Genomic DNA, 19,128 nt, shown 5'->3' with positions numbered 1-19,128 from the left:
TTCAGGTTGCTTCTCGGGAAACAAATTGTCCCTGTTCGTACAGATAACTCAAATGGCTCTCTTTGAGGTTTTGCTTTAATAGATGCTCTTGGACAAATGCTGCAATATCCTCCGGTTTCAGATGCTTGTACCAGGCCCCCTCAGGGTACACGACAACAGAGCAGGCATCACCGCAGCGCGACAGACATTGGGTAGCGGTAACTCGAATAGAGTTCTCGGTATCGTAAAGCTCCACGGCTTCTTTAAAGGATTGCAGCACCGCCTCGCTGTCTCCTCTAATGGTACAGCATCCGCCATTGCAGACCAGAACATGCTGCTTCATGCTGCTCATCAAACGCTTGGACAGCGCACGCTTTTTTTGCCGTTCCTCTTCCGTCAGTACTTTCGGTACAGCTTTATGTTTGTCCATCATCTTACCTCCGTATCAATCCTGTGATTTCAAAAGCGACATTGCCCGTTCGTTCACTTTGACCTACTGCTGCGGTTACTGTAAATACCTCTTCGAACATCTTTTCGTTAATGACCTGCTGCGGACGACCACTGCTGTAGATCCGGCCGTTTTTAATAACGACGATATAATCGGAATATTGAATGGCATGCTGAATATCGTGAAGGATCATCACGACGGTTAATCCCAAATCAGCGTTCAGTTGTTTCACTAATTCCATCATTTCTAACTGATGATTAATATCCAGGTAGGTAGTCGGTTCATCTAACAGGAGTATAGACGGCTGCTGTGCCAGGGCCATGGCCAGCCAGGCTCGCTGTCCCTCTCCACCAGACAGGCTGTCCAGCTTCCGTTCAGCCATAGGCGACACACCGGTCTGTGACATTGCCCAATCGACGATTTTTTTGTCATCGGCTGCGCCTTTACGCCACCTTTTACGGTGAGGAAAGCGACCATGCTCTACCAGATCCAGTACGGTGAGGTCCTCGGGGGCTCTTGGCTTCTGGTTTAATACGGCCATCCGGGTCGCCAACTCTTTACCAGGGATGGTGAAGAGGTTGCGCTGCTGCAGATAAGCTGTACCTTTCAACGGCTTCAGATTGCGGCTGAGCGTTTTCAATACTGTGCTTTTGCCCGATCCGTTGGGCCCTATAATGGTATAGATCTTGCCTGCTTCCACATCCAGGCTCATGCCGTCAATGATCAAGTTTTGGCGATAGCCTAAAGTGACCTCATCCAATTTTAACAACGTCATCTCTGTATCCTCCCGATCATCGTGCTTCCCTGCGCAGCAGGTAGAGAAAAAATGGTGCACCGATCACGGCCATAACTACACCCACAGGCACTTCGGTTGGTGCGAATGTGACTCTTGCCAGCGTATCACTAAGCGTGACTACGCCGATGCCCAGCAAGGCAGATGCCGGGAGCAAAATGCGATAATCATTGCCTACCAGCAGTCTGGCTGCGTGAGGCACAATGAGGCCTACAAAACCGAGCAGTCCTACGATGGCCACAGCGCTTGCCGCCAGAAGTGCTGCCACTGCTGTAAGAAGCAGGCGCGTCCATTCCACATGTAATCCCAGGCTGCGTGCATTTTCATCACCAAGGAGCAGAATGTTCAGCTTTCTTGCAAAGCAAAGAGCCAATACAACACCAATTACAGTGTATGGAAGCAGGGTCTCGAACTGAGGCCAGCTTCGAGTAGACAAGCTGCCAGCCATGAACATCATGGCACCATGAACACGATCACTGTAGAAGACCAGAAGTCCCGTTATACCAGCTCCGAAAAAAGCGGAGACCGCCACACCTGCAAGAATGACCCGGATAGGTCTGATTCCATCTTTCCAGCTCAGAATATAAATGATCAGACAAGCAAGCACGGCACCCGCAAAAGCGACAGGTGTCAGTAAATGATTATATTGAGGGTATAAAATCAACAGAATGATAGCGAAAAACCCAGCTCCCGCATTAACTCCAATAATCTGGGGATCAGCGAGAGGATTTTTCATAATACCTTGAAGGATCGCACCCGCAAGAGCGAGGTTGATGCCAACCATCGCACCAATCAGCGTCCGTGGGAAACGGATATTCCAAATGACCTCCCTCGCCGGTCCTTCTCCGCCAAGCAGCAGATGACTCCATACCTCACGCCAAGGAATCGTCATCGCTCCCTTGCTGATGCTTACTGTCACACTGATCAGTGCGAGGGTGAGGAAGGCGAAGGTTATCCAGATACGCCATATCTTGCGTTCTCTGAGTTTGGTGAGGCCCTCATTAGAGACAACAGCGGTCAAGTCAGCATTATTGATTTCCATCAGCGAAATTCTCCGGATATAGCGTGGAGGCCATGTATTCTACAGCATCAGCAAAGTGTAGGCCAGGGTGCACCAGAAACAGGTCTTGAGGCAGGAAATAAATTTCTCCTTGTTTGACTGCGTCCAGGCTGCTCCAGGCGGGATTATTTTCGATATCCTGACGAATGCGAGACTGAACCACGTCCTCACCGCCCATCGTTGTCAGCAGAATTTTATCCGGATTGTCTTCTACAAGCTTTTCGATACTGTAAGGCGTCTTATCCGGGCGGCCCTTAAGCGGCGAGCTCCCGGCGGCTACATTCTCCAAGCCAAGCAGCTTGGCGGTGCTGCCCGCAATTGAATCTTCGAGCTCAAGCGCTACATCCCGAGGATTAATATGAACAATAGCGATCTTTGTTTTGTCAGACGGCATTTTAGCCTGCACAGCTTCAATCCTCTTTTGCATATCGGCAACTTTGTTACTGACAATCTCTTGTTGGCCCGTGATTTTAGCGAATATGTCGGCTTTGGCCAGTGAATCCTCGTAATTATCCAAATTAAGCAGGATGACGGGAATACCGCTTTGACTTAGAGTATCGACCAGACTGTCATGATGCGGCTGACCGCCGATAACCAGATCCGGCTGTAAAGCAACGATCGCTTCGACATTCCCGCCCAGATGCCCTACATCAGGGAGACTGTTCGCTTCTTCGGGAAGATGCTGCAAGGTAATGTGCGGTGGAATTGTCGGCTTGCCGATAGGGGAGCCGCCCGATGCGTAGAATAAGTCTAGAAGATTCGGAAGGAGTGGAAGTACCTTCTCAGGCTTCTTATCCAAAACGACAGTCCGGCCGGTATCGTCAACGATCTCTGCGTATGGCGTTTCGTTGGCAGCAGTCTCGCTGCTGCCGGCCGCATCAGACAGAGCTTTGTCTGATGCGCTGTTCGATGAACTTCCTTCTCCTTCAGAAGCTGTCCCGCCGCACGCGGCAAGAACAGCGAGTAAGCTTAGACTGGTAAACAACACTGACCATTTTTTCATAATAAATTCACCCCACGATTTTTTTAACGTTTGTATCATAGACTACAATCTCTCGCCTCAGCATGACTCTAAGGAGCTAGTCCATGTCGTTAATCTTGTAGAAATGGTGACAAAAGTTGTCTGTTTTTGTACTGTAATCAGGGGTATATTGTCGCGAAAAAAAAAGCGACCACTGCTGGTCGCTTAGCTTTCACTCTGTTCTGAAGTAGTTCTCGCCGATCTGGATCTCGCTCGCTGAAGCTCCATCCTGGATGAAGAACAGCTCATTCTCTACGGTCTTGTCCCGGTAGGCCAGGACAATGGTGTTGCCGGTAATTCTGTAGGAGCCGCTGGTGGAGGAGCCTGAAGCTCCGGTTGTCGGCGCGCCGCCGTTAACCGAGCCAATCATCATATGATCGCTCTCAAAGGTGCCGTCCGCTTTGAATGTGATCGTTGTGCTCCATGAGGTGGCGCCTCCCGAGATACCGATCAGACCCGAGAAGCCTCTGTAGGTGTAGGTTCCCGACAACTTCTGATCGTTCTTCACCGGTTTGACGGCTTCCAGCTCGATGTCATCGATAACCAGCCTGCCATTCACTTTTTTAATAGTATGGGTGGAGCCGCCCTGAATGGATAGCTTATTTCCGCTGATGGTGTAGCTGCGGCAGGTGTCCTTGGTGCAGTTTATAGTCTCGGGACCGCCATTGGCAGGTTGGCCTGTTACAATTTTCTTGCCAGGGAGGAAGGTGTATATATCCCAGCACATGCCCCCGCACTCGGAGCCGTCGTAGTCCGGGCGAAATCCATAGTACATCCCTTGAAGATTGTTAAGATCTACCGAGTTAGAAGACGCTGGCTTGTAAACACCGCTTCCTTTGGGGGCGGCGGGTACTTTGACCGTTGTATTAGCTGCCTTTTCTGCTTCGACTTGTGCTTTGATTTTTGCCAGATGGTCCTCGAAGGCTTTTCGGACTTGTTCTTTCGTTACACCGTTTGATTTGAAAAAGTGATCCGAATAGATCAAAATCTCGGGTGCGTACGGATTCCAGGCGACGTACGCACCTGTGGATTCGCCGACAAAGCGCAATGGAACCAGCGTACTCCCATTACGAATCTCCGGAGCGAGACTTAATTGAATCGTCTTTCCGTTGACTGTAGCTTGCTTGCTGTTGATCCTCAGGACGATGTTCAGCCCATCCTTGGTGCCGGTCACGGTCTGTTTTGTTTTATCCCACTTTACGGACATGCCCATGCCCTCAAACAGCGGGCGAAATGGAACCAGTGTCGTCCCCTTATCGAGTATCGGATCCGGCGTGAAACTCAGTTTTTTCTCATCATACTTGACCTCGATCGGTTTAGCGCTGGCAGCACCGGCATTATGGGAGGCCAGAATGGCGCCGAGCATAAGCAGTAAGACCATACCAACGGCTAGACGGATAAAGCTTGTGTTTCCCTTCAGTGTCTCTGTTTTCATATTTCCTCCTTATAATCAGCATTTAAGAACTGAAAATCGCTATAGTAAGAACTTATACGAATTCCGGGTTTTGAAACAGGGTCAATAGGAATAAATTTCATGAAACGATACCTGGGACCTATATGACTGAGAAAATAAAAAAAATAAGCCCGAAAGCGGGCTTACTTCCCTACTTATAGTTATCTTTTTCACTCTCTTTGTACTTGCCGTTGCTGTCATGCTGGGATTGCTTTCGTCGGTCATTATGGGCTTGCTGCTGCTGTTGGGCATCGAGGCTGTTCACAGGTTCAGTCTCCAGGTCTTTAACAGTGTTGACCAAATTTTTGTCGGGATGATTATTGTCCAAATGGAAGTCCCCCTCACGGCTGGAATTGGTTGTGAATTGTATTATGTACCGGCTGTGGTAAGGTTATTCCTTCTGTCTGTAGATGATACGTATTACTGCATCTGCAGGCTGAATTGAGGTTCTGTTCGTAGATAGTAGTTGTTCCGCACTTCGGCCGTCCAATTGGCAAACACTTCTCTCCACTGCACAGAGCTGAAAAATTCATCCACCGTTTGGCTGTCAGAGTTCCACTCTACGAAAATGTTCAGCGGCGCAATACCGCCGGCCCAGACGCCATTGTTGGTATCTGTGCCGCTTTCCCGTACCAGCAGGATGGGAAGGCCGAATTGAAATGCCATCGACGGTTCGATCTGGGAGAAGGTCGATCCCTGCCAGAATGGCGTCGTGGTCGGCGGCTGTCCGACATTCGCTTCGAGAATCTGGACGAAAAATCTCCGAAAGTTAATGGCCAGCATGCCATAGCTGGAGATCACCAGACGCCGGATGTTGGTCAGCACCGTTTCGGGATACTGCTCGCTTTGCGGCAGGGTGCGCGGAAACAGCAGCGCATCTTCAATTTCCTGAACCAGCCGGTCAAAAAATTGCTGCTGCAGCGTGTTCAGGGAATTCGCGGTGCTCAGGAAGATCGGAATCCGAAAGGCACGGTCGATGCATTCATCATAAGCAGCACTTGTTGGTTTTACGGCGGATGATCTGCTGGCTTGATGCAGCGATGATGCATGATGAAGCTGTGCAGCAGGAAACTCTTTAATCCGGGCGAGAGGGGGAAGCTTCTTCAAAGGGGCCTGCTTGGCGCGGGCTTTTATTTTCGCATGGCTCATCGTGACGAACTCCTTCATCGGCAAATTTAAACTTAACCCAGCTTATGTGTGTTTGCCTAGATGTGACACTGAAGGATTTCATAGGCGATGCTGATAATGCCAGTACACAGAAAACAGAAAACATCCCTTAAAGCCGGCCTATCCAGCGCCAGCTCAAGGGATGTTTAAAGTAGATGCGCTCAACAGCACGCTGTACGGCAATGCAGGCTTTAACCCTTGCGTTCCAGTGGCAGCGTACAGCAGTGAATGCCTCCGCCCATTTTCACGATTTCGGAAATGTCTACAGGAATCACTTCCACGCCATTCTTCGACAGCAGGTCGATGGTATAAGACCCGCCGCTCGCACATATTACTCTTCCCGGTGATGCAGCAATGCCGTTAATCGTAAGTACCGGGTCCCGCGGATCGACATGCAGTAATTCGATGTCCCGGCTGTGCAGCTCATCAATGAACCAGAACGGCAGCAAGGATATGTTAACGAGTGCTTTCTGTTGATCGACCATGAGGAATGCCTCATCCAGATGGATGATGGATGCAGGAAGATCGACCGCGATCAGCCTGATTCCTTGAAAGGACAGGATTTGCCGGATTTGATCTACACCTGCTGCGTTCACACGCTCCGATGTACCCACGACAGCCGTCTGGGGGTCGAGCATTGTGAAGCTGCCTCCCTCTGCAAATCCCATACCCTGAACCATGCCGAGTATAGGCATTCCGGCTTCACTGATTTTCTGAGCCGCCAGCCGTGTCTCTCCATAACGGATATAAAGCGCGAACCTGGATAATATGACTCCTCCCGGCACGACCATGCCTAAATCCCTTGTGAACATCATTTCAGGCCAGGCATTTTCATGATCCTCCAGGTATATGATTTCTGCGCCTTCCTTTCGAAGCGCATCGGCCAGCGCATCATGCTGCTGCTGTAATCGCTCCAGATCAGGGGATTGCGGCATGCTGTTGATGCTGAAATTACCCTTGATCTGATTCAGGAGCATCGGACCGGATTCAATTTGAGCACTGTATTTCTCCAGCCTATTTACTTCGCTGCCGGGGCGGTGCATCAGGATTTGTTTGACTTTACCAACCGGATTGGTAATCCCCCAGGTTTTGCCCCAGATCGATTCCAACAGTTTTTTGTCATGAAACGGTTCAGTCACCAGGGTGCGGGACATATAAGAGAAGCTTTCATGCATCATTTCCGTGCTCCTTTGCTGTAGTTCGAGTTATTCAACCGTTAGTATGACTAAGGAGCCGGCGCTTTAACCGTTCTCCATGCTATAGAATTGTTATCTATGCTTTCATTTTGTCGTGTATCGTCCTTCAGGACAGCGGTAAGATAGGTTTACAGAAGAGATAACAAGGGTTAGCTGCCAGAAGGGATACATGAGAATGAAAGTTTCGAAGTGGAAAAAGACGATCATCCTCGATATCATGCTGGCGCCAGCCCTGATTTTGACACTCATCTTTTCTTACATTCCAATGGCCGGTCTGGTTATGGCTTTTCAAAATTACAAGCCGGCATTGGGAATGACAGGATCTCAGTGGATCGGACTGGACCATTTTGAGTTTTTGTTCAGCATCCCGGAGAACATTCAGCTTATCTGGAATACGCTTATCATTGCGGGAATGAAGATGGCCGCCAATCTGATCGTTCCCTTTATATTTGCACTTCTTTTGAATGAAATCAGAAGGATATTTTTTAGAAGAATGGTTCAAACGATCGTATATATGCCGCATTTTCTGTCCTGGGTTCTTGTGGGAGGGATCCTGATCGATCTCCTTGCCCAGAATGGAGGACTTGTAAATCAAACGTTGACCAGCGTCTTTGGAATGAAGCCGATCTTCTTCATGGGGGACGGAGACTGGTTTCGTTTTGTCGTCGTGGTCAGTGATGTATGGAAGGAATTTGGCTTTAACACCATCGTCTTTCTGGCAGCACTCGCAGGCATCAATCCTTCGCTCTATGAGGCGGCAGAAGCAGACGGAGCTGGCAGGTGGCAGCAGACCTGGGCCATCACCATGCCCTCCATGCTCCCGATTACGATCGTGGTCGGCACTCTTGCTCTCGGCAGTATTTTGAACGGAGGCTTTGATCAAATCTTCAATTTGTACAATGCTCTCGTCTTTGATAAAGGCGATATTATTGATACGTTTGTTTACCGGTATGGAATTATAGGCGGGAAGTTCAGTTTCTCTACAGCTGTAGGTCTGTTTAAATCGATCGTCAGCCTTGTTCTTATCGTTATGGCTTACCGTATGGCCTATAAATTGGCGAATTACCGCATCTTCTAGAAGGAGGCCAACGGGGTGTGTATCATAAAACAACTTCTTACAAAGCATTTACGGTATTGAACTATGTGTTTATGATTGCAGTATCGCTGGTATGTATCTTCCCTTCATTCATATTCTGGCCGTTTCGTTCAGCGGCAAGGCGGCAGCAAGTGCGAACCTGGTCAAACTGTGGCCAATCGACTTTACGCTGGACGCTTATGTTACAACCATCGCTAATGGTAATTTCCTGAGGTCCATCTGGGTGACCCTGCAGCGGACGGTCATAGGCACGGTGTTCGGAATGCTGGTGGTTGTTTTTGCAGCATATCCCTTATCCAAGGAAACCAGCAGCTTCAAACGACGAAATATGTACATTTGGTACTTTGTGTTCACGATGCTGTTTAGCGGCGGCTTAGTCCCGTATTATATATTGCTTCGGAATTTGGACATGCTGAATACGCTTTGGGTGTTGATTCTCCCTGGCGCGGTTTCGGTATGGAATATGATTCTTCTCCTTAACTTCTTCAGGGGGATTCCCAAGGAGATGGAAGAAGCGTCTCTGATCGACGGTGCAGGTCACATCCGAACACTGATTCGTGTGTATCTGCCCATTTCTACTCCGGCACTGGCCACGCTCTCCTTGTTCACTTTGGTCGGACATTGGAACTCATGGTTTGACGGCCTGCTGTTCATGACAAATCACGAGAATTACCCGCTGGCCACGTACCTGCAGACCGTTATTGTGCAGCAGGATTTCAGTAAAGTTTCGGTCCGGCCGGAGGATCTGGAGAACATTTCTCAACGAACGGTGAAAGCGGCCCAGATTTTCATAGGCATGGCTCCGATTTTACTTCTGTATCCGTTCCTGCAAAGATTTTTCGTAAAAGGGATTGTGCTTGGAGCTGTAAAAGAATAACTTGTTTTATGAGGGGGTGAAAAACATGGCAATAAACATAAGAAGCACGCTGCTGGCATTATTGAGTTCATTGATGCTGTCAAGCGCCTTGACCGGCTGTACCGGAGACAGTGAAGATCCCCCGAAAGAGAAGGATGTGGAGGAAGAGAGTTTTTACTCGGCTCCTTTCGAAGACGGTAAATATACGGAGCCGGTCACGATATCAACGGTGTTCCCCGTTTCCAGCAACATGAAGTTCAAGAATGGAGAAAATATCGAAGACAACGTGCACACCCGGTGGGCAAAAGAAACACTGGGTATCGATATCGAATACTTGTGGACGGTAAGCGAACAGAACAACGCCTATGAAACCAAGCTGCGGCTGATGCTGACGGCTGGTGAGAAAATGCCTGATATTGTGGCCTTTCGAGGCGATGCTGCACTGATATCCGATTTGATTGACACCGGTCAGTTTACCGATGCCGGAGTATTGTTTGACAAGTATGCATCTGACATCTATAAGAGTGCAGTGGCAGAAGATCCTACAGTCTGGAATCCTTTGATGAGAGACGATAAAAGAATGGGCCTTCCGATTTTGGAAAACGCCTTCAATAATGATCCGGTGATGTATATTAGAGAAGATTGGCTGAGGAAGCTGAACTTGAACGCCCCCACGAATATGACAGAACTCGAGACGGTCATGGACGCTTTCACCCATCAGGATCCTGATGGTAACGGCGAGAACGATACGACAGGACTGTCCGTTGGCTTCAAGAATGATTTGAACACGTGGATGTCAGAATCGGGCTGGATCTTTGGAATGTACGGAGCTATGCCAAATCAATGGAACAAGACGGAGGACAATCAGCTTGTCTATGGTTCTGTTCAACCAGAGATGAAACCTGCGCTTCTGAAAATGCAGGAGTGGATGGAAAAGGGGTACATTTCCAGCGAAGCTGGGCTGTATGATGAAACGAAAGCGACGGAGGCCTTCACAGCAGGGAAATCGGGCATCATTGTCGGTCCGTACTGGATGACAGGCTGGCCGCTTCCTGATCTGCAGAGAAACGTGCCGGACGCCAAATATAGAGCATATCCTCTTCCTGCTGGTCCGGATGGGACCATCGGACGCCACGGTACCTCGATCAGCAGCGGTGCCATATTGATTAACAAGGATATGAAGCATAAAGATGCGTTTTTTGTGTATCAGAACTACCTGTTTGATCATTGGGCTAATCCGGAAAGCACGACGTTTCCCCATGGTTTTGCCAAAGGGTACGATTATGATATTGGACCAAGCGGGGAGATATATCAAGAAGCGCAGAGCGATAAAATTCCGGGGGGTTGGGTCGATGCCATTCGGTATTCACTGACCTTTGACGGTGCCATTATACCGAATTTGGCAATGAATACATTAGCTAAGCTCGCTGAAGGCGCAGAGCCGGCCAACCAGTATGAGAAAAATTTGGCAAAGCGGATTCCTGAACAGCTTCGAGCCGCCAAGATTGTTATTGATCAGAAAGATACGGTCATGCCTGAAATGTTTACAGGAGCACCTACCAAAACCCAGCTGGCACGCGGAGATATGCTCACCAGGCTGGAGAAAGAAGTGTTGAACAAAATTATCTATGGTCAGGCTTCGATCGACGAATTCGATACCTTTGTGGAAAAATGGAAATCCACAGGTGGGGATCAAATGACGGAAGAAGTTAACGCCTGGTATCAATCGGTTCAAAAGTAAAGCCAGGAGGAATAATCATGATTACAAAACTGTCCATTTTTCAGAAACTTCTGTTCTTTCTCCTTCTTATTGTGGCGGTTTTTGTTATCGCTTTCTGGTTCATTTATCATTTGAACACCAAGGCGATTCAGTCCGAAATTAATAAAAATAAAATGAATGATGTGCGTTTTATGACCTCCCAGCTGTCCACTCAATTTGAACAGGTGCTTATGAACACCATGACCATTTCCCAAGATTCATCGGTCCGTGAATATCCGTTCATCTTAAAGTCGGGAGATAAATATTCGCGTTATAAAATGAAGCTCTCGATTATGGACAAGCTGTCTTTAAACACAGCCTCTACATCATGGAACAACACGGTGATTCTATACTATCTTGAGGAAAAACAAATGGTCTCTTCTGCGAATTCCTTTTCGTTCAGCACATTTAAGCTTCCAGACTCCAAGTACAATGAGTGGACGATTCATATGGAAGACGATGGAAGCGGATATTATTCTTACATTATGCCCAGCCATCTCAGTGCACTGCTGATCGAAGTTCGAATTTCTGTGGAAAACTTGAAAAAAATGCTGCGGCAGTACAACTCCGGCATTCCATTACTTTACGATGCTGAGGGACAAACCTTTATCGATAAAGAACCTCATCTGGATCAACATTCATACCAGGAGATTGCAGCTAGAATCACCGGTGAGAGCGGCTCCTTTGAACTTACAGATCAAGGAACGGATTATCTAGTCAATTATATGAAATCGGAAATGATGGATCTTTATTTTCTCGATTATCACCCAAAGAGCCAGTACACCCGGCTGATCTTCCGCAACAATCAATATTTCATCTATGCAGTATTGATTGTATTGGTCGGTTTGTCCTTTTATACGCTGCTGCTGCGAAAACAGGTTCAGAAGCCCATTCATGCACTGCGGAAAGCCATCAACCGCTTTGACCGGGGTGACTTGTCCAGCCGTGTCGTCAGCCTGGACTCTAATGAGTTCCTGATGCTCGGCAACTCATTTAACCAGATGGCCGAGAATACCCAGAGGCTGATCGAGCAGGTACTGGTGTCGGAAATCGAGGTGAAGGAGGCCAAACTGAAGCAGTATCAGGCACAGATCAATCCGCACTTTTTATTCAACTGTCTGAATTATATACAAAGCAAGGCCAGCGTGATGGATTATCGTTCGGTCACCGCCATGACGCTTCATCTGGGCTCATACTGCCGGTACATTCACAAGATTGAGCTGATTGATTCTACGCTGCTGGACGAAGTGACATTTGTAGAGCACTTTCTGTCGATCGTGCAGCTGCGCAAGCGGGAGATCGCTTTTGAAATCGATATTCCGAAGAGCCTCTATAGTCAGCAGGTGCCGAGGATGATTCTGCAGCCTCTTGTTGAGAACTGTGTGAAACATGGCATTGAGCCTGGCATTCAGCCGGGTATCGTCTCTATAAGAGCTGAACATACCCAGACTGGCTTTCAAATTATGATTGCAGATAACGGTGTGGGGATGTCAGAAGAAAAGCAGCTGGAAGTTCAGAGGCATATGGACGATGTTGTGCCCAAAGAGGGAATGAACGGAACCGGGGTCCGTAACGTACATCAGCGGCTTCGCCTGTACTATGGGAATAATTCAGGACTCCTTATTGAATCCGTACCGTCAAAAGGAACCTGCTACCGGATTCATATTGAGAAAGGAGAGATGGTACATGCTGCAAATCCTGCTGGTTGATGATGAACATTATGTTGTGGACGATCTTCAAGTGGCTTTTCCGTGGACGGAGTTTGGAATCGGTACCGTTCATAAAGCTTATTCCGGATATCAGGCCATGCAGATCCTTCAAAAGGTTCCTGTGGATATCCTGATTACAGATATTGCGATGCCGGGCATGAGTGGACTGGAACTGGTTAATTTCACAAAAGAAAATTATCCCAAAACGAAGTTCATCTTACTTACGGGTTACTCTGACTTTGAATATGCGGTAGAAGCACTTAAAAATGGAGTGCTGGAGTACCTGCTTAAACCTCTGGACCAGAGTAAGCTGCGGTCCGCACTACAATCCACGATACTGAAAATCCAGGAAGAGCTGAGCTTGTCTGCATCATTAGATCGTGCCAAGCTTGCCTTCCGTGAGCATCTGCCCCTGTTGAAGGACAAGCTGCTATGTGAGTTAATCCAGGGAAAAAAGTATGCTGCTGGTGAATTGATGGAAAAACTGTCGAGCTATCAGATTTCGATTCGTGAGCAGGAAGGCATTTATTTGATTCTGGTTCGTTTGGAAGAACGTTTTACGAGTTATGGATCAGATAGCCAGACGCTGTTTGAATACGCTGTCATTAATATTGCAGAAGAGATATTCAGGGATAGCTTTGAAATCTGGCAGTGCCGTGATCCTTATGAATATTTAGTGTTTGTTCTCAAACATAAGGAGGAAGAGGAGGTCCTGGATAAGGACAGCGTGATGAAGAGGCTGAACCAAAAGGCCGAGCAGCTGCATTATAATGTCAATGAATATTTAAAGGGAGGCATTTCTGTCGTTTTATCGTATCCGGGCGTATTTCCTCAGGAAGTTCGGGTCATGTATGAAGATGCAGTGTACGCTCTAAGGCAGCAGGTGGGCAATCGCCAAGGTTATTTTTTATCTGTTGCCGGCAAGCCTCACAAAACCTCTGTGCAGCCCTTGAGAATATTGTATGAGTCGCCTTCGCTTATTCATCTGCTGGAGACTGGGCAATGGCACGCCTACAAGGAACGGCTTCATCGTATTCAGGAGGAATGCGACAGCTTATCCGGTTACAATGCAGAATATTTCGAGGAGATTCGAAGTTTGTTCCTGGCTTCCTTTCATTATATTGCTCATAAGAATCAAAAGCTTTTGTCTGATTTAGTTGGATATGAACGGATGCAGAAATCCTCATTCCGCTCGCTGGACCAGCTAATCGGGTGGGGAGAAGAGCTCGCTGACATGTTAAGAGACAAGCTTGAAACCGATACGCGGTCGAACCAGCAGAAAGTGGTCGAGGAAATCCGCAATTTTATAGATCACAGCTATGCCAATACCAGTCTTCAGTCTGCTGCAGATCATGTTTCTCTTCATCCATCCTATGTATCCAAGCTGTTCAAGCAAGTGATCGGGGTCAGCATCAGCGAATATATTTATCAAGTTAAAATGGAGCAGGCTCTGATCCAGTTGAAAGATTCGGATGCGAAAGTGTATGAGATATCCGAGCAGCTTGGGTATGCCAATTCTCAATATTTTATTAAGGTGTTCAAAGAACAGTTTGGCATGACACCACAGGATTATCGGGAAAAGATTGCAGCTTGTTCTCATGATGCTTACTGATAGAGCGGCGGCAGATGACCATGTCCCTGCTCGGTATAGCGGGTGATGTGCAGATGAAGCTGATCATCCAACGTGGCGAGAAAAATTTCGTTCAGCTTTACATCTTTATGCCGCAGCTGGTCGTGGATCCACTGCTCTTTCAGGTGGAAGAAGGGCAGGACATGGCTTTGTATCTGGCCCTCCCGAATGACGGGATATACAACGGAGGAGGAGCTGGCTGCGTTTGATTTCTCCAAAATGCTCAGCTCACCGTTTGGTTCGATCACGGCTAAATCGACGATGGACAGGTTGAATACCTGACTTTGACGCAGCATCTGCAGGATATTTTCGATGGTGTATCTGGCTTTTTTAATATTGCGGTAGATCAGCTTTCCATTATGGATGACAATGATCGGTTCAAAGGTTACCCGTTTGCCGAACTTGCGGAAACGAATCACGGCATAAGAGAATATTTTCTGGAAGATTCCGATCATGATAATGGCAAAAGCCGTGGGAAGATGATGAATCTGGGGGTCTGCAATGTCAGCACCTACAACGGCTCCGAGCGCCAATATGATCAGATAGTCAAAAACAGGCAGCTCTCCGATCGAACGTCTTCCCATAAACAAGGTAATGATGAGCATCAAAGGGAAAATTGTGACGATCCTGCCCAATATAAGTCCGTAGTCCTTCATCATCTCCACAGCAGTGTCTCCATCCTTTCCTGTTTTGGGTAGTATTGCTGTTATCTGCCGACTTTAACCAGGAAAGAATGAACCTTGCTGCCCATGAACTATAGTCGGAAAGAAGCTTGTTCCTTCATACGACCATAAGTTAGTATTTTACACAAATCTAGCATTGTGTTGATAAAACGAAAGATTTTCGTGCCGTGAGCTGTGCTATACTCTCAGCGAAATGACCAATGCTCAGGAGGTATCTACTCATTTATGGGATGGAAATTGGATTGGAAAAAGCCGGTGGCTTCCTTGCTGACATCAGCTTTACTCTCTGTGCAGGTGCTAGGAGGAGCTTTGGGTGGAACGGCAGCAGCGGCACCCGCAGCGGCGAATTCGGCAGAGGATATTGAGGTTCATCTGCTGGGCATCAACGACCTTCACGGCCAGCTGGATACTATATCGACGGTCAGCGACAAGCCAGCCGGCACGGCAGCCATTCTGGCAGCATATCTGAAAGAGGCGCGTGCCAAATACAAGCACAGCCTGCTCTTTCATAACGGAGACGCTGTGGGCGCATCGGCACCGATCTCCTCTCTCGAACGGGATAAGCCTACACTGGAATGGATGAATATGATGGGCTTTGATGTAGGCTCGCTGGGCAACCACGAGTTTGATCAGGGTGTTGAAGCGCTGATGGCCCAGTTGAAAGGCGGCGTTGATCCGAAGAATGAGAAAGTGACTCATGACGGTGTCGATTTTAATTATGTCAATGCCAACGTCGTGGACGAAAAGACAGGCAAGCCCATCATTGATCCTTATACCATTAAAGAAGTTGGCGGTATCAAGATCGGATTTATCGGTCTGGTCACCAAGTCCACCCCAAGTAAGGTTTCACCTGCCGGAACCGCGGGCGTACGATTCCTGACCGCGGAGGAGGAAGTGCAAGCGGTGGAAGGCTATGCGAAAGAGCTTCAGCAGCAGGGCGTGGAGAGTATCATTGTGCTTGCCCATGACCCGGCCACTACCCGGGAAGGGGAAACGACAGGCGAGGCAGCAGATCTGGCCAGAGCGCTTCCGGCGAATTCCCCGATTGACGTGATTGTTGCCGGCGACAATCACGGCTACGCGAATGGAGAAGTGAACGGCAAGCTGGTCGTTCAGGCTTACTCCTACGGAACGGCTTTTGAAGACATCAAGCTGGTTATTGATCCTGTAACCCATGATGTCAAGAGCAAGTCGGCTGTCGTCACCACCACGTTCCATGAAGGGGTTACCCCGGATGCAGACACCGTGGCATTGGTGAACAAATATCTGGAGAAACACCCGGAACTGACACAGCCGATCGGAACGACGGACGGCAGCATCACCCGGACGGATGCGTATAATCAAGAATCCGCACTGGGCAACCTGATCGCTGACGCCATGCGCAGTGCTGATTTTGAAGACGGTGAGGGCCCGGCAGATTTTGCTTTCATGAATCCCGGCGGTATCCGTGCAGATCTTCCGAAAGGGGACGTAACGTTTGGAGATATTGCCAAGATCCAGCCGTTCGGCAATACGCTGGTGAAGCTGACCCTGACGGGCGAGCAGATCAGGACCCTGCTGAAGCAGCAGTGGGGCGTGAAGGCGGATGGCACGGCGGATACCAAAACCCTGCAGATTTCAGGAATGAAATATACGGCAAACCTGTCCCTGCCGATCGAACAGCGAATTATTAGCCTGGCCAAGGCGGACGGTACACCGATCTCTCCGAAGCAGGAATATACAGCGGTGGTCAATAACTTCATGGCTGCCGGCGGCGATAACTATAAAGTGCTGACAGAAGCCAAAGAATCGGTGCCCGGACCGATTGATCTGGATGTATTCTATGACTACATCGTGAATACATTCAAGGGCGGCGAGATCAAGGCGGGTATTGAAGGGCGGATTACGAACAACCCTGCAGCACCGGAGCAGCCGAATCCGGGCCCGAACCCGCAGCCTCAGCCTGAGGCCGTATTCACGGACCTGGACGGGGTCGTGTGGGCACAACCGGCGATCCAGAAACTGTTCTCCCAAGGGTTCATTAAGGGAGTCAGCAAGGATCAGTATGCGCCTGAAAGAAACATTTCGCGTGCCGAATTCGCGGCAATGCTGGTGCGTGTGCTGAATGAGACGGGCAGCGGGACATCGAGCGTGTTTAAAGATGTGGAAGCAGGCAGCTGGTACGCAGAGGCCGTATCAATCGCAGCAAACGCAGGATGGGTGAACGGCAGCGGGAACGGCCGGTTTGAACCGGGCCGTGAGATCACCCGTGAGGAAATGGCCATCATGGCAGCCAATGCTCTGCAGGGGAAAGACGTGCTGTCCACCATTGACAAGGATGTTGAGCTGAAAGGTTTTGCCGATAGAGGCGAGATCACTTCCTATGCTGAAGTATCGTTCGCCCAGCTGATCAGCGCCGGAATTCTTGGCGGTGTGGCAGAAGGGAAGCTCGCTCCGAAAGGGATGGCGAGCCGTGCCCAGGCTGCTGTTATCATGTCCCGGATTTTAGACCGGGTGTCTTAATTAAAGAATCACGGGTATGAGTAAAGAACCCCTCTATCTGCCGGCAGTCCTTCCACTGCCAGCAGATAGAGGGGTTCTTCATATGTTCCGGGTCACACTTGAAGCTGGAGCAGCCTTTTACTTTTTGAGCGAAGAGGCATCATAAGCTTTCTGCAGCTGATCAAGGTAACCCTGCAGATTCAGTCCCTCCAGCCCGGCCACATAATCCTCCCAGTCCTTGTCGAGGCTTTTGCCGCCTGTAATGAACTGCAGTGTGCTCTGATCAATATAGTCCTTGATGTTCGTCTGCATCATGCCCATCTCGTCTGCTGCAGCGGGGTCAGTCCAGATCGCCCACAGCGGAAATACCTCTTCCGGTTCCTTGCCGTCATACAGCGTCGTCGCCTCCTGCAGCCGGCGTTCATACCCCTCACCGGTGTAAATCTCGGTTCCCTGTATCCATCCATCGCGGAAGGCACGGTTGTGATTGTACTGGGCGAGAGAGCCCCAGGCACTGTTGCGCGACGGATCGCCCGGTTTGCCTGGAATGGTCGCGAAGACCGGCGCTGCATTTTCATTGATCGGGACGTCGCCATCTTTGGGTCTCCGCCAATCCACATTTTCTTCACCATAGTTGCCAAGCAGCTGGCCTTCCTCGGTGTAAATGTAATCGAGCATTTGGATCGCTGCGACTTTCACTTCTTCACTGGCTTTGTTGGTCAGCACGAATGTGGCTCCGGGATCTACCGGGAAGTTAAACGTAGCATTGGAAGCATGCGGGCCGCTTAGTGGAGCGATAGGGTTGAAATCTTTACCCTGAGGAGCATCCGCACCGGTATCTACAAAAATGGCAGGGTGTCCTGCGGCGGCGGCGCCAAGCAGCTGAGTGCCGGCATTGTTACCGATCTTTTTTAACGCCTCTGCATTTTGGGTGAAGGCTCCTTCATCAATCAGGCCTTCGTCATACAATGACTTGATATAAGATAGTCCTTCCTTCCATTCCGGCTTATTGGCAGCAAGATCGACTTTGCCATCGTTCAGCATCAGATAACTTTTGTCGTCGTTGTAAATAAATCCGTTCATCAGGAAAGGAACGATGTGTGTTCCCCAGGTTTCGATGGAACCGCTGAGCGGAACCTCGTCTGCTTTTCCGTTGGCATTGGGATCCTGGGTTTTGAAGGCTTTCAGGACTTCTTTGAATTCTTCGGTCGTTGTCGGCTCGGAAAGTCCCAGCTTCTTCAACCATGTCGTATTCAGCCACAGCTTGTTCTGATAGGAACAGTGGTAGCATTCGTTCAACTGGGTCAAGCCGTAAATGTTTCCATCCGGTGCGGTATTCATCGCTTTGTAATAATCATTGCTGTCCAGCGCTTTTTTAATGTTCGGTGCATGCTGGTCGATCAGATCATTCAGCGGAAGAATAACGCCCTGCTGCCCGAACTTCAACAGATCGGTCTGCGAGAACCGGTCCACCCAGGGAATAAGCAGATACATATCGGGATAGTCACCGCTCGCCAAGGAAATCTGCCGCTTCTCGGCGGCGCCGTCAAAAGGAACGGTCGTCCAGTTCAGCTGGATATTGAACTTGTCTTCCAGGGCCTTGGTAAACTGGTTGGTGGACAGATCCTGATCGGTCCCCTGATGCGCGAACACACTAATCTTTGTGGTTCCGTTCGAGCCTGTACCCTCTGTAGGCTGCTTGGCATCATTATTTCCACTGCTGCATCCAGCTGCGAGCATAGCTATAATCAGCAGCCCTGTCAGCATTCGAAAGCTTTTCTTTACCATCACAAATCG

At 49.0% G+C, this 19,128-nt stretch carries 15 protein-coding genes and 1 pseudogene; 6 read left to right on the top strand and 10 right to left on the bottom strand.

Going from position 1 to position 19,128, the window contains the following annotated elements:
* Position 1: 1 nt before the first annotated feature.
* The 8 genes from HII30_RS17765 to HII30_RS17730 form a co-directional block, all read right to left on the bottom strand.
* The gene (locus HII30_RS17765; protein WP_169506385.1) at positions 2-409 is read right to left on the bottom strand and encodes a (2Fe-2S) ferredoxin domain-containing protein; all 408 of its coding nucleotides are present in this window, start codon (positions 407-409) and stop codon (positions 2-4) included.
* Positions 410-413: 4 nt separating this feature from the next.
* Complete coding sequence (locus HII30_RS17760; protein WP_169506384.1) at positions 414-1,202, bottom strand: ABC transporter ATP-binding protein; 789 nt, start codon at positions 1,200-1,202, stop codon at positions 414-416.
* A 16-nt stretch (positions 1,203-1,218) separates the two neighbouring features.
* Positions 1,219-2,262 carry a FecCD family ABC transporter permease gene (locus HII30_RS17755; protein ID WP_169506383.1) on the bottom strand — a complete coding sequence of 348 codons (1,044 nt, stop codon included), beginning with the start codon at positions 2,260-2,262 and terminating at the stop codon, positions 1,219-1,221.
* A complete protein-coding gene (locus HII30_RS17750; protein ID WP_169506382.1) occupies positions 2,249-3,283 on the bottom strand; it encodes an ABC transporter substrate-binding protein in 1,035 nt (344 codons plus the stop codon). Before HII30_RS17750 ends, HII30_RS17755 begins: the two co-directional genes overlap by 14 nt.
* Before the next feature lie 190 nt (positions 3,284-3,473).
* Positions 3,474-4,736, bottom strand: a complete 1,263-nt coding sequence (locus tag HII30_RS17745; protein ID WP_169506381.1) for a copper amine oxidase N-terminal domain-containing protein — start codon at positions 4,734-4,736, stop codon at positions 3,474-3,476.
* A 169-nt stretch (positions 4,737-4,905) separates the two neighbouring features.
* Positions 4,906-5,082 carry a hypothetical protein gene (locus HII30_RS17740; RefSeq protein ID WP_169506380.1) on the bottom strand — a complete coding sequence of 59 codons (177 nt, stop codon included), beginning with the start codon at positions 5,080-5,082 and terminating at the stop codon, positions 4,906-4,908.
* 92 nt (positions 5,083-5,174) lie between these two features.
* A complete protein-coding gene (locus HII30_RS17735) occupies positions 5,175-5,903 on the bottom strand; it encodes a hypothetical protein (protein ID WP_246246639.1) in 729 nt (242 codons plus the stop codon).
* Positions 5,904-6,112: 209 nt separating this feature from the next.
* On the bottom strand, positions 6,113-7,099 hold the full coding sequence (locus tag HII30_RS17730) for a dimethylarginine dimethylaminohydrolase family protein (RefSeq protein WP_246246637.1): 987 nt from the start codon (positions 7,097-7,099) through the stop codon (positions 6,113-6,115).
* A gap of 187 nt (positions 7,100-7,286) precedes the next feature.
* Here HII30_RS17730 and HII30_RS17725 point away from each other — a divergent pair, with 187 nt between their 5' ends.
* The 5 genes and pseudogenes from HII30_RS17725 to HII30_RS17705 all read left to right on the top strand — a co-directional run bounded on the left by HII30_RS17725 (position 7,287) and on the right by HII30_RS17705 (position 14,149).
* Positions 7,287-8,195 (top strand): ABC transporter permease, encoded by a 909-nt coding sequence (locus HII30_RS17725; protein ID WP_246246627.1) that lies wholly within the window; start codon positions 7,287-7,289, stop codon positions 8,193-8,195.
* Between the two features lie 17 nt (positions 8,196-8,212).
* Positions 8,213-9,090, top strand: a pseudogene (locus HII30_RS17720) (carbohydrate ABC transporter permease).
* A gap of 25 nt (positions 9,091-9,115) precedes the next feature.
* On the top strand, positions 9,116-10,810 hold the full coding sequence (locus tag HII30_RS17715; protein ID WP_169506379.1) for an extracellular solute-binding protein: 1,695 nt from the start codon (positions 9,116-9,118) through the stop codon (positions 10,808-10,810).
* Between the two features lie 17 nt (positions 10,811-10,827).
* Entirely contained in the window at positions 10,828-12,537 is a 1,710-nt protein-coding gene (locus tag HII30_RS17710) for a sensor histidine kinase (RefSeq protein WP_169506378.1), read from the top strand.
* Entirely contained in the window at positions 12,515-14,149 is a 1,635-nt protein-coding gene (locus HII30_RS17705; protein WP_169506377.1) for a response regulator, read from the top strand. Before HII30_RS17710 ends, HII30_RS17705 begins: the two co-directional genes overlap by 23 nt.
* Here HII30_RS17705 and HII30_RS17700 read toward each other — a convergent pair.
* Complete coding sequence (locus HII30_RS17700) at positions 14,143-14,826, bottom strand: DUF421 domain-containing protein (protein ID WP_211184673.1); 684 nt, start codon at positions 14,824-14,826, stop codon at positions 14,143-14,145. The genes HII30_RS17705 and HII30_RS17700 overlap by 7 nt on opposite strands.
* 249 nt (positions 14,827-15,075) lie before the next feature.
* Between HII30_RS17700 and HII30_RS17695 the strand changes: the two genes are divergently transcribed.
* A complete protein-coding gene (locus HII30_RS17695) occupies positions 15,076-17,352 on the top strand; it encodes a 5'-nucleotidase C-terminal domain-containing protein (RefSeq protein ID WP_169506375.1) in 2,277 nt (758 codons plus the stop codon).
* A 117-nt stretch (positions 17,353-17,469) separates the two neighbouring features.
* On the opposite strand, the gene HII30_RS17690 is transcribed toward HII30_RS17695, so the two are convergent.
* Entirely contained in the window at positions 17,470-19,119 is a 1,650-nt protein-coding gene (locus HII30_RS17690) for an extracellular solute-binding protein (RefSeq protein WP_169506374.1), read from the bottom strand.
* Positions 19,120-19,128 lie beyond the last annotated feature (9 nt).

Source organism: Paenibacillus lemnae, assembly GCF_012933385.1.
Classification (GTDB): domain Bacteria; phylum Bacillota; class Bacilli; order Paenibacillales; family Paenibacillaceae; genus Paenibacillus_AQ; species Paenibacillus_AQ lemnae.
This window is presented reverse-complemented; position numbering and strand designations above follow the sequence as displayed.

Coding starts and splice junctions, on each gene's coding strand:
- HII30_RS17715 (WP_169506379.1), top strand. CDS start 9,116: ATGGCAATAAACATAAGAAGCACGCTGCTGGCATTATTGAGTTCATTG.
- HII30_RS17745 (WP_169506381.1), bottom strand. CDS start 4,736: ATGAAAACAGAGACACTGAAGGGAAACACAAGCTTTATCCGTCTAGCC.
- HII30_RS17690 (WP_169506374.1), bottom strand. CDS start 19,119: ATGGTAAAGAAAAGCTTTCGAATGCTGACAGGGCTGCTGATTATAGCT.
- HII30_RS17750 (WP_169506382.1), bottom strand. CDS start 3,283: ATGAAAAAATGGTCAGTGTTGTTTACCAGTCTAAGCTTACTCGCTGTT.
- HII30_RS17765 (WP_169506385.1), bottom strand. CDS start 409: ATGGACAAACATAAAGCTGTACCGAAAGTACTGACGGAAGAGGAACGG.
- HII30_RS17730 (WP_246246637.1), bottom strand. CDS start 7,099: ATGATGCATGAAAGCTTCTCTTATATGTCCCGCACCCTGGTGACTGAA.
- HII30_RS17705 (WP_169506377.1), top strand. CDS start 12,515: ATGCTGCAAATCCTGCTGGTTGATGATGAACATTATGTTGTGGACGAT.
- HII30_RS17725 (WP_246246627.1), top strand. CDS start 7,287: ATGAGAATGAAAGTTTCGAAGTGGAAAAAGACGATCATCCTCGATATC.
- HII30_RS17735 (WP_246246639.1), bottom strand. CDS start 5,903: ATGAGCCATGCGAAAATAAAAGCCCGCGCCAAGCAGGCCCCTTTGAAG.
- HII30_RS17760 (WP_169506384.1), bottom strand. CDS start 1,202: ATGACGTTGTTAAAATTGGATGAGGTCACTTTAGGCTATCGCCAAAAC.
- HII30_RS17700 (WP_211184673.1), bottom strand. CDS start 14,826: ATGATGAAGGACTACGGACTTATATTGGGCAGGATCGTCACAATTTTC.
- HII30_RS17695 (WP_169506375.1), top strand. CDS start 15,076: ATGGGATGGAAATTGGATTGGAAAAAGCCGGTGGCTTCCTTGCTGACA.
- HII30_RS17710 (WP_169506378.1), top strand. CDS start 10,828: ATGATTACAAAACTGTCCATTTTTCAGAAACTTCTGTTCTTTCTCCTT.
- HII30_RS17755 (WP_169506383.1), bottom strand. CDS start 2,262: ATGGAAATCAATAATGCTGACTTGACCGCTGTTGTCTCTAATGAGGGC.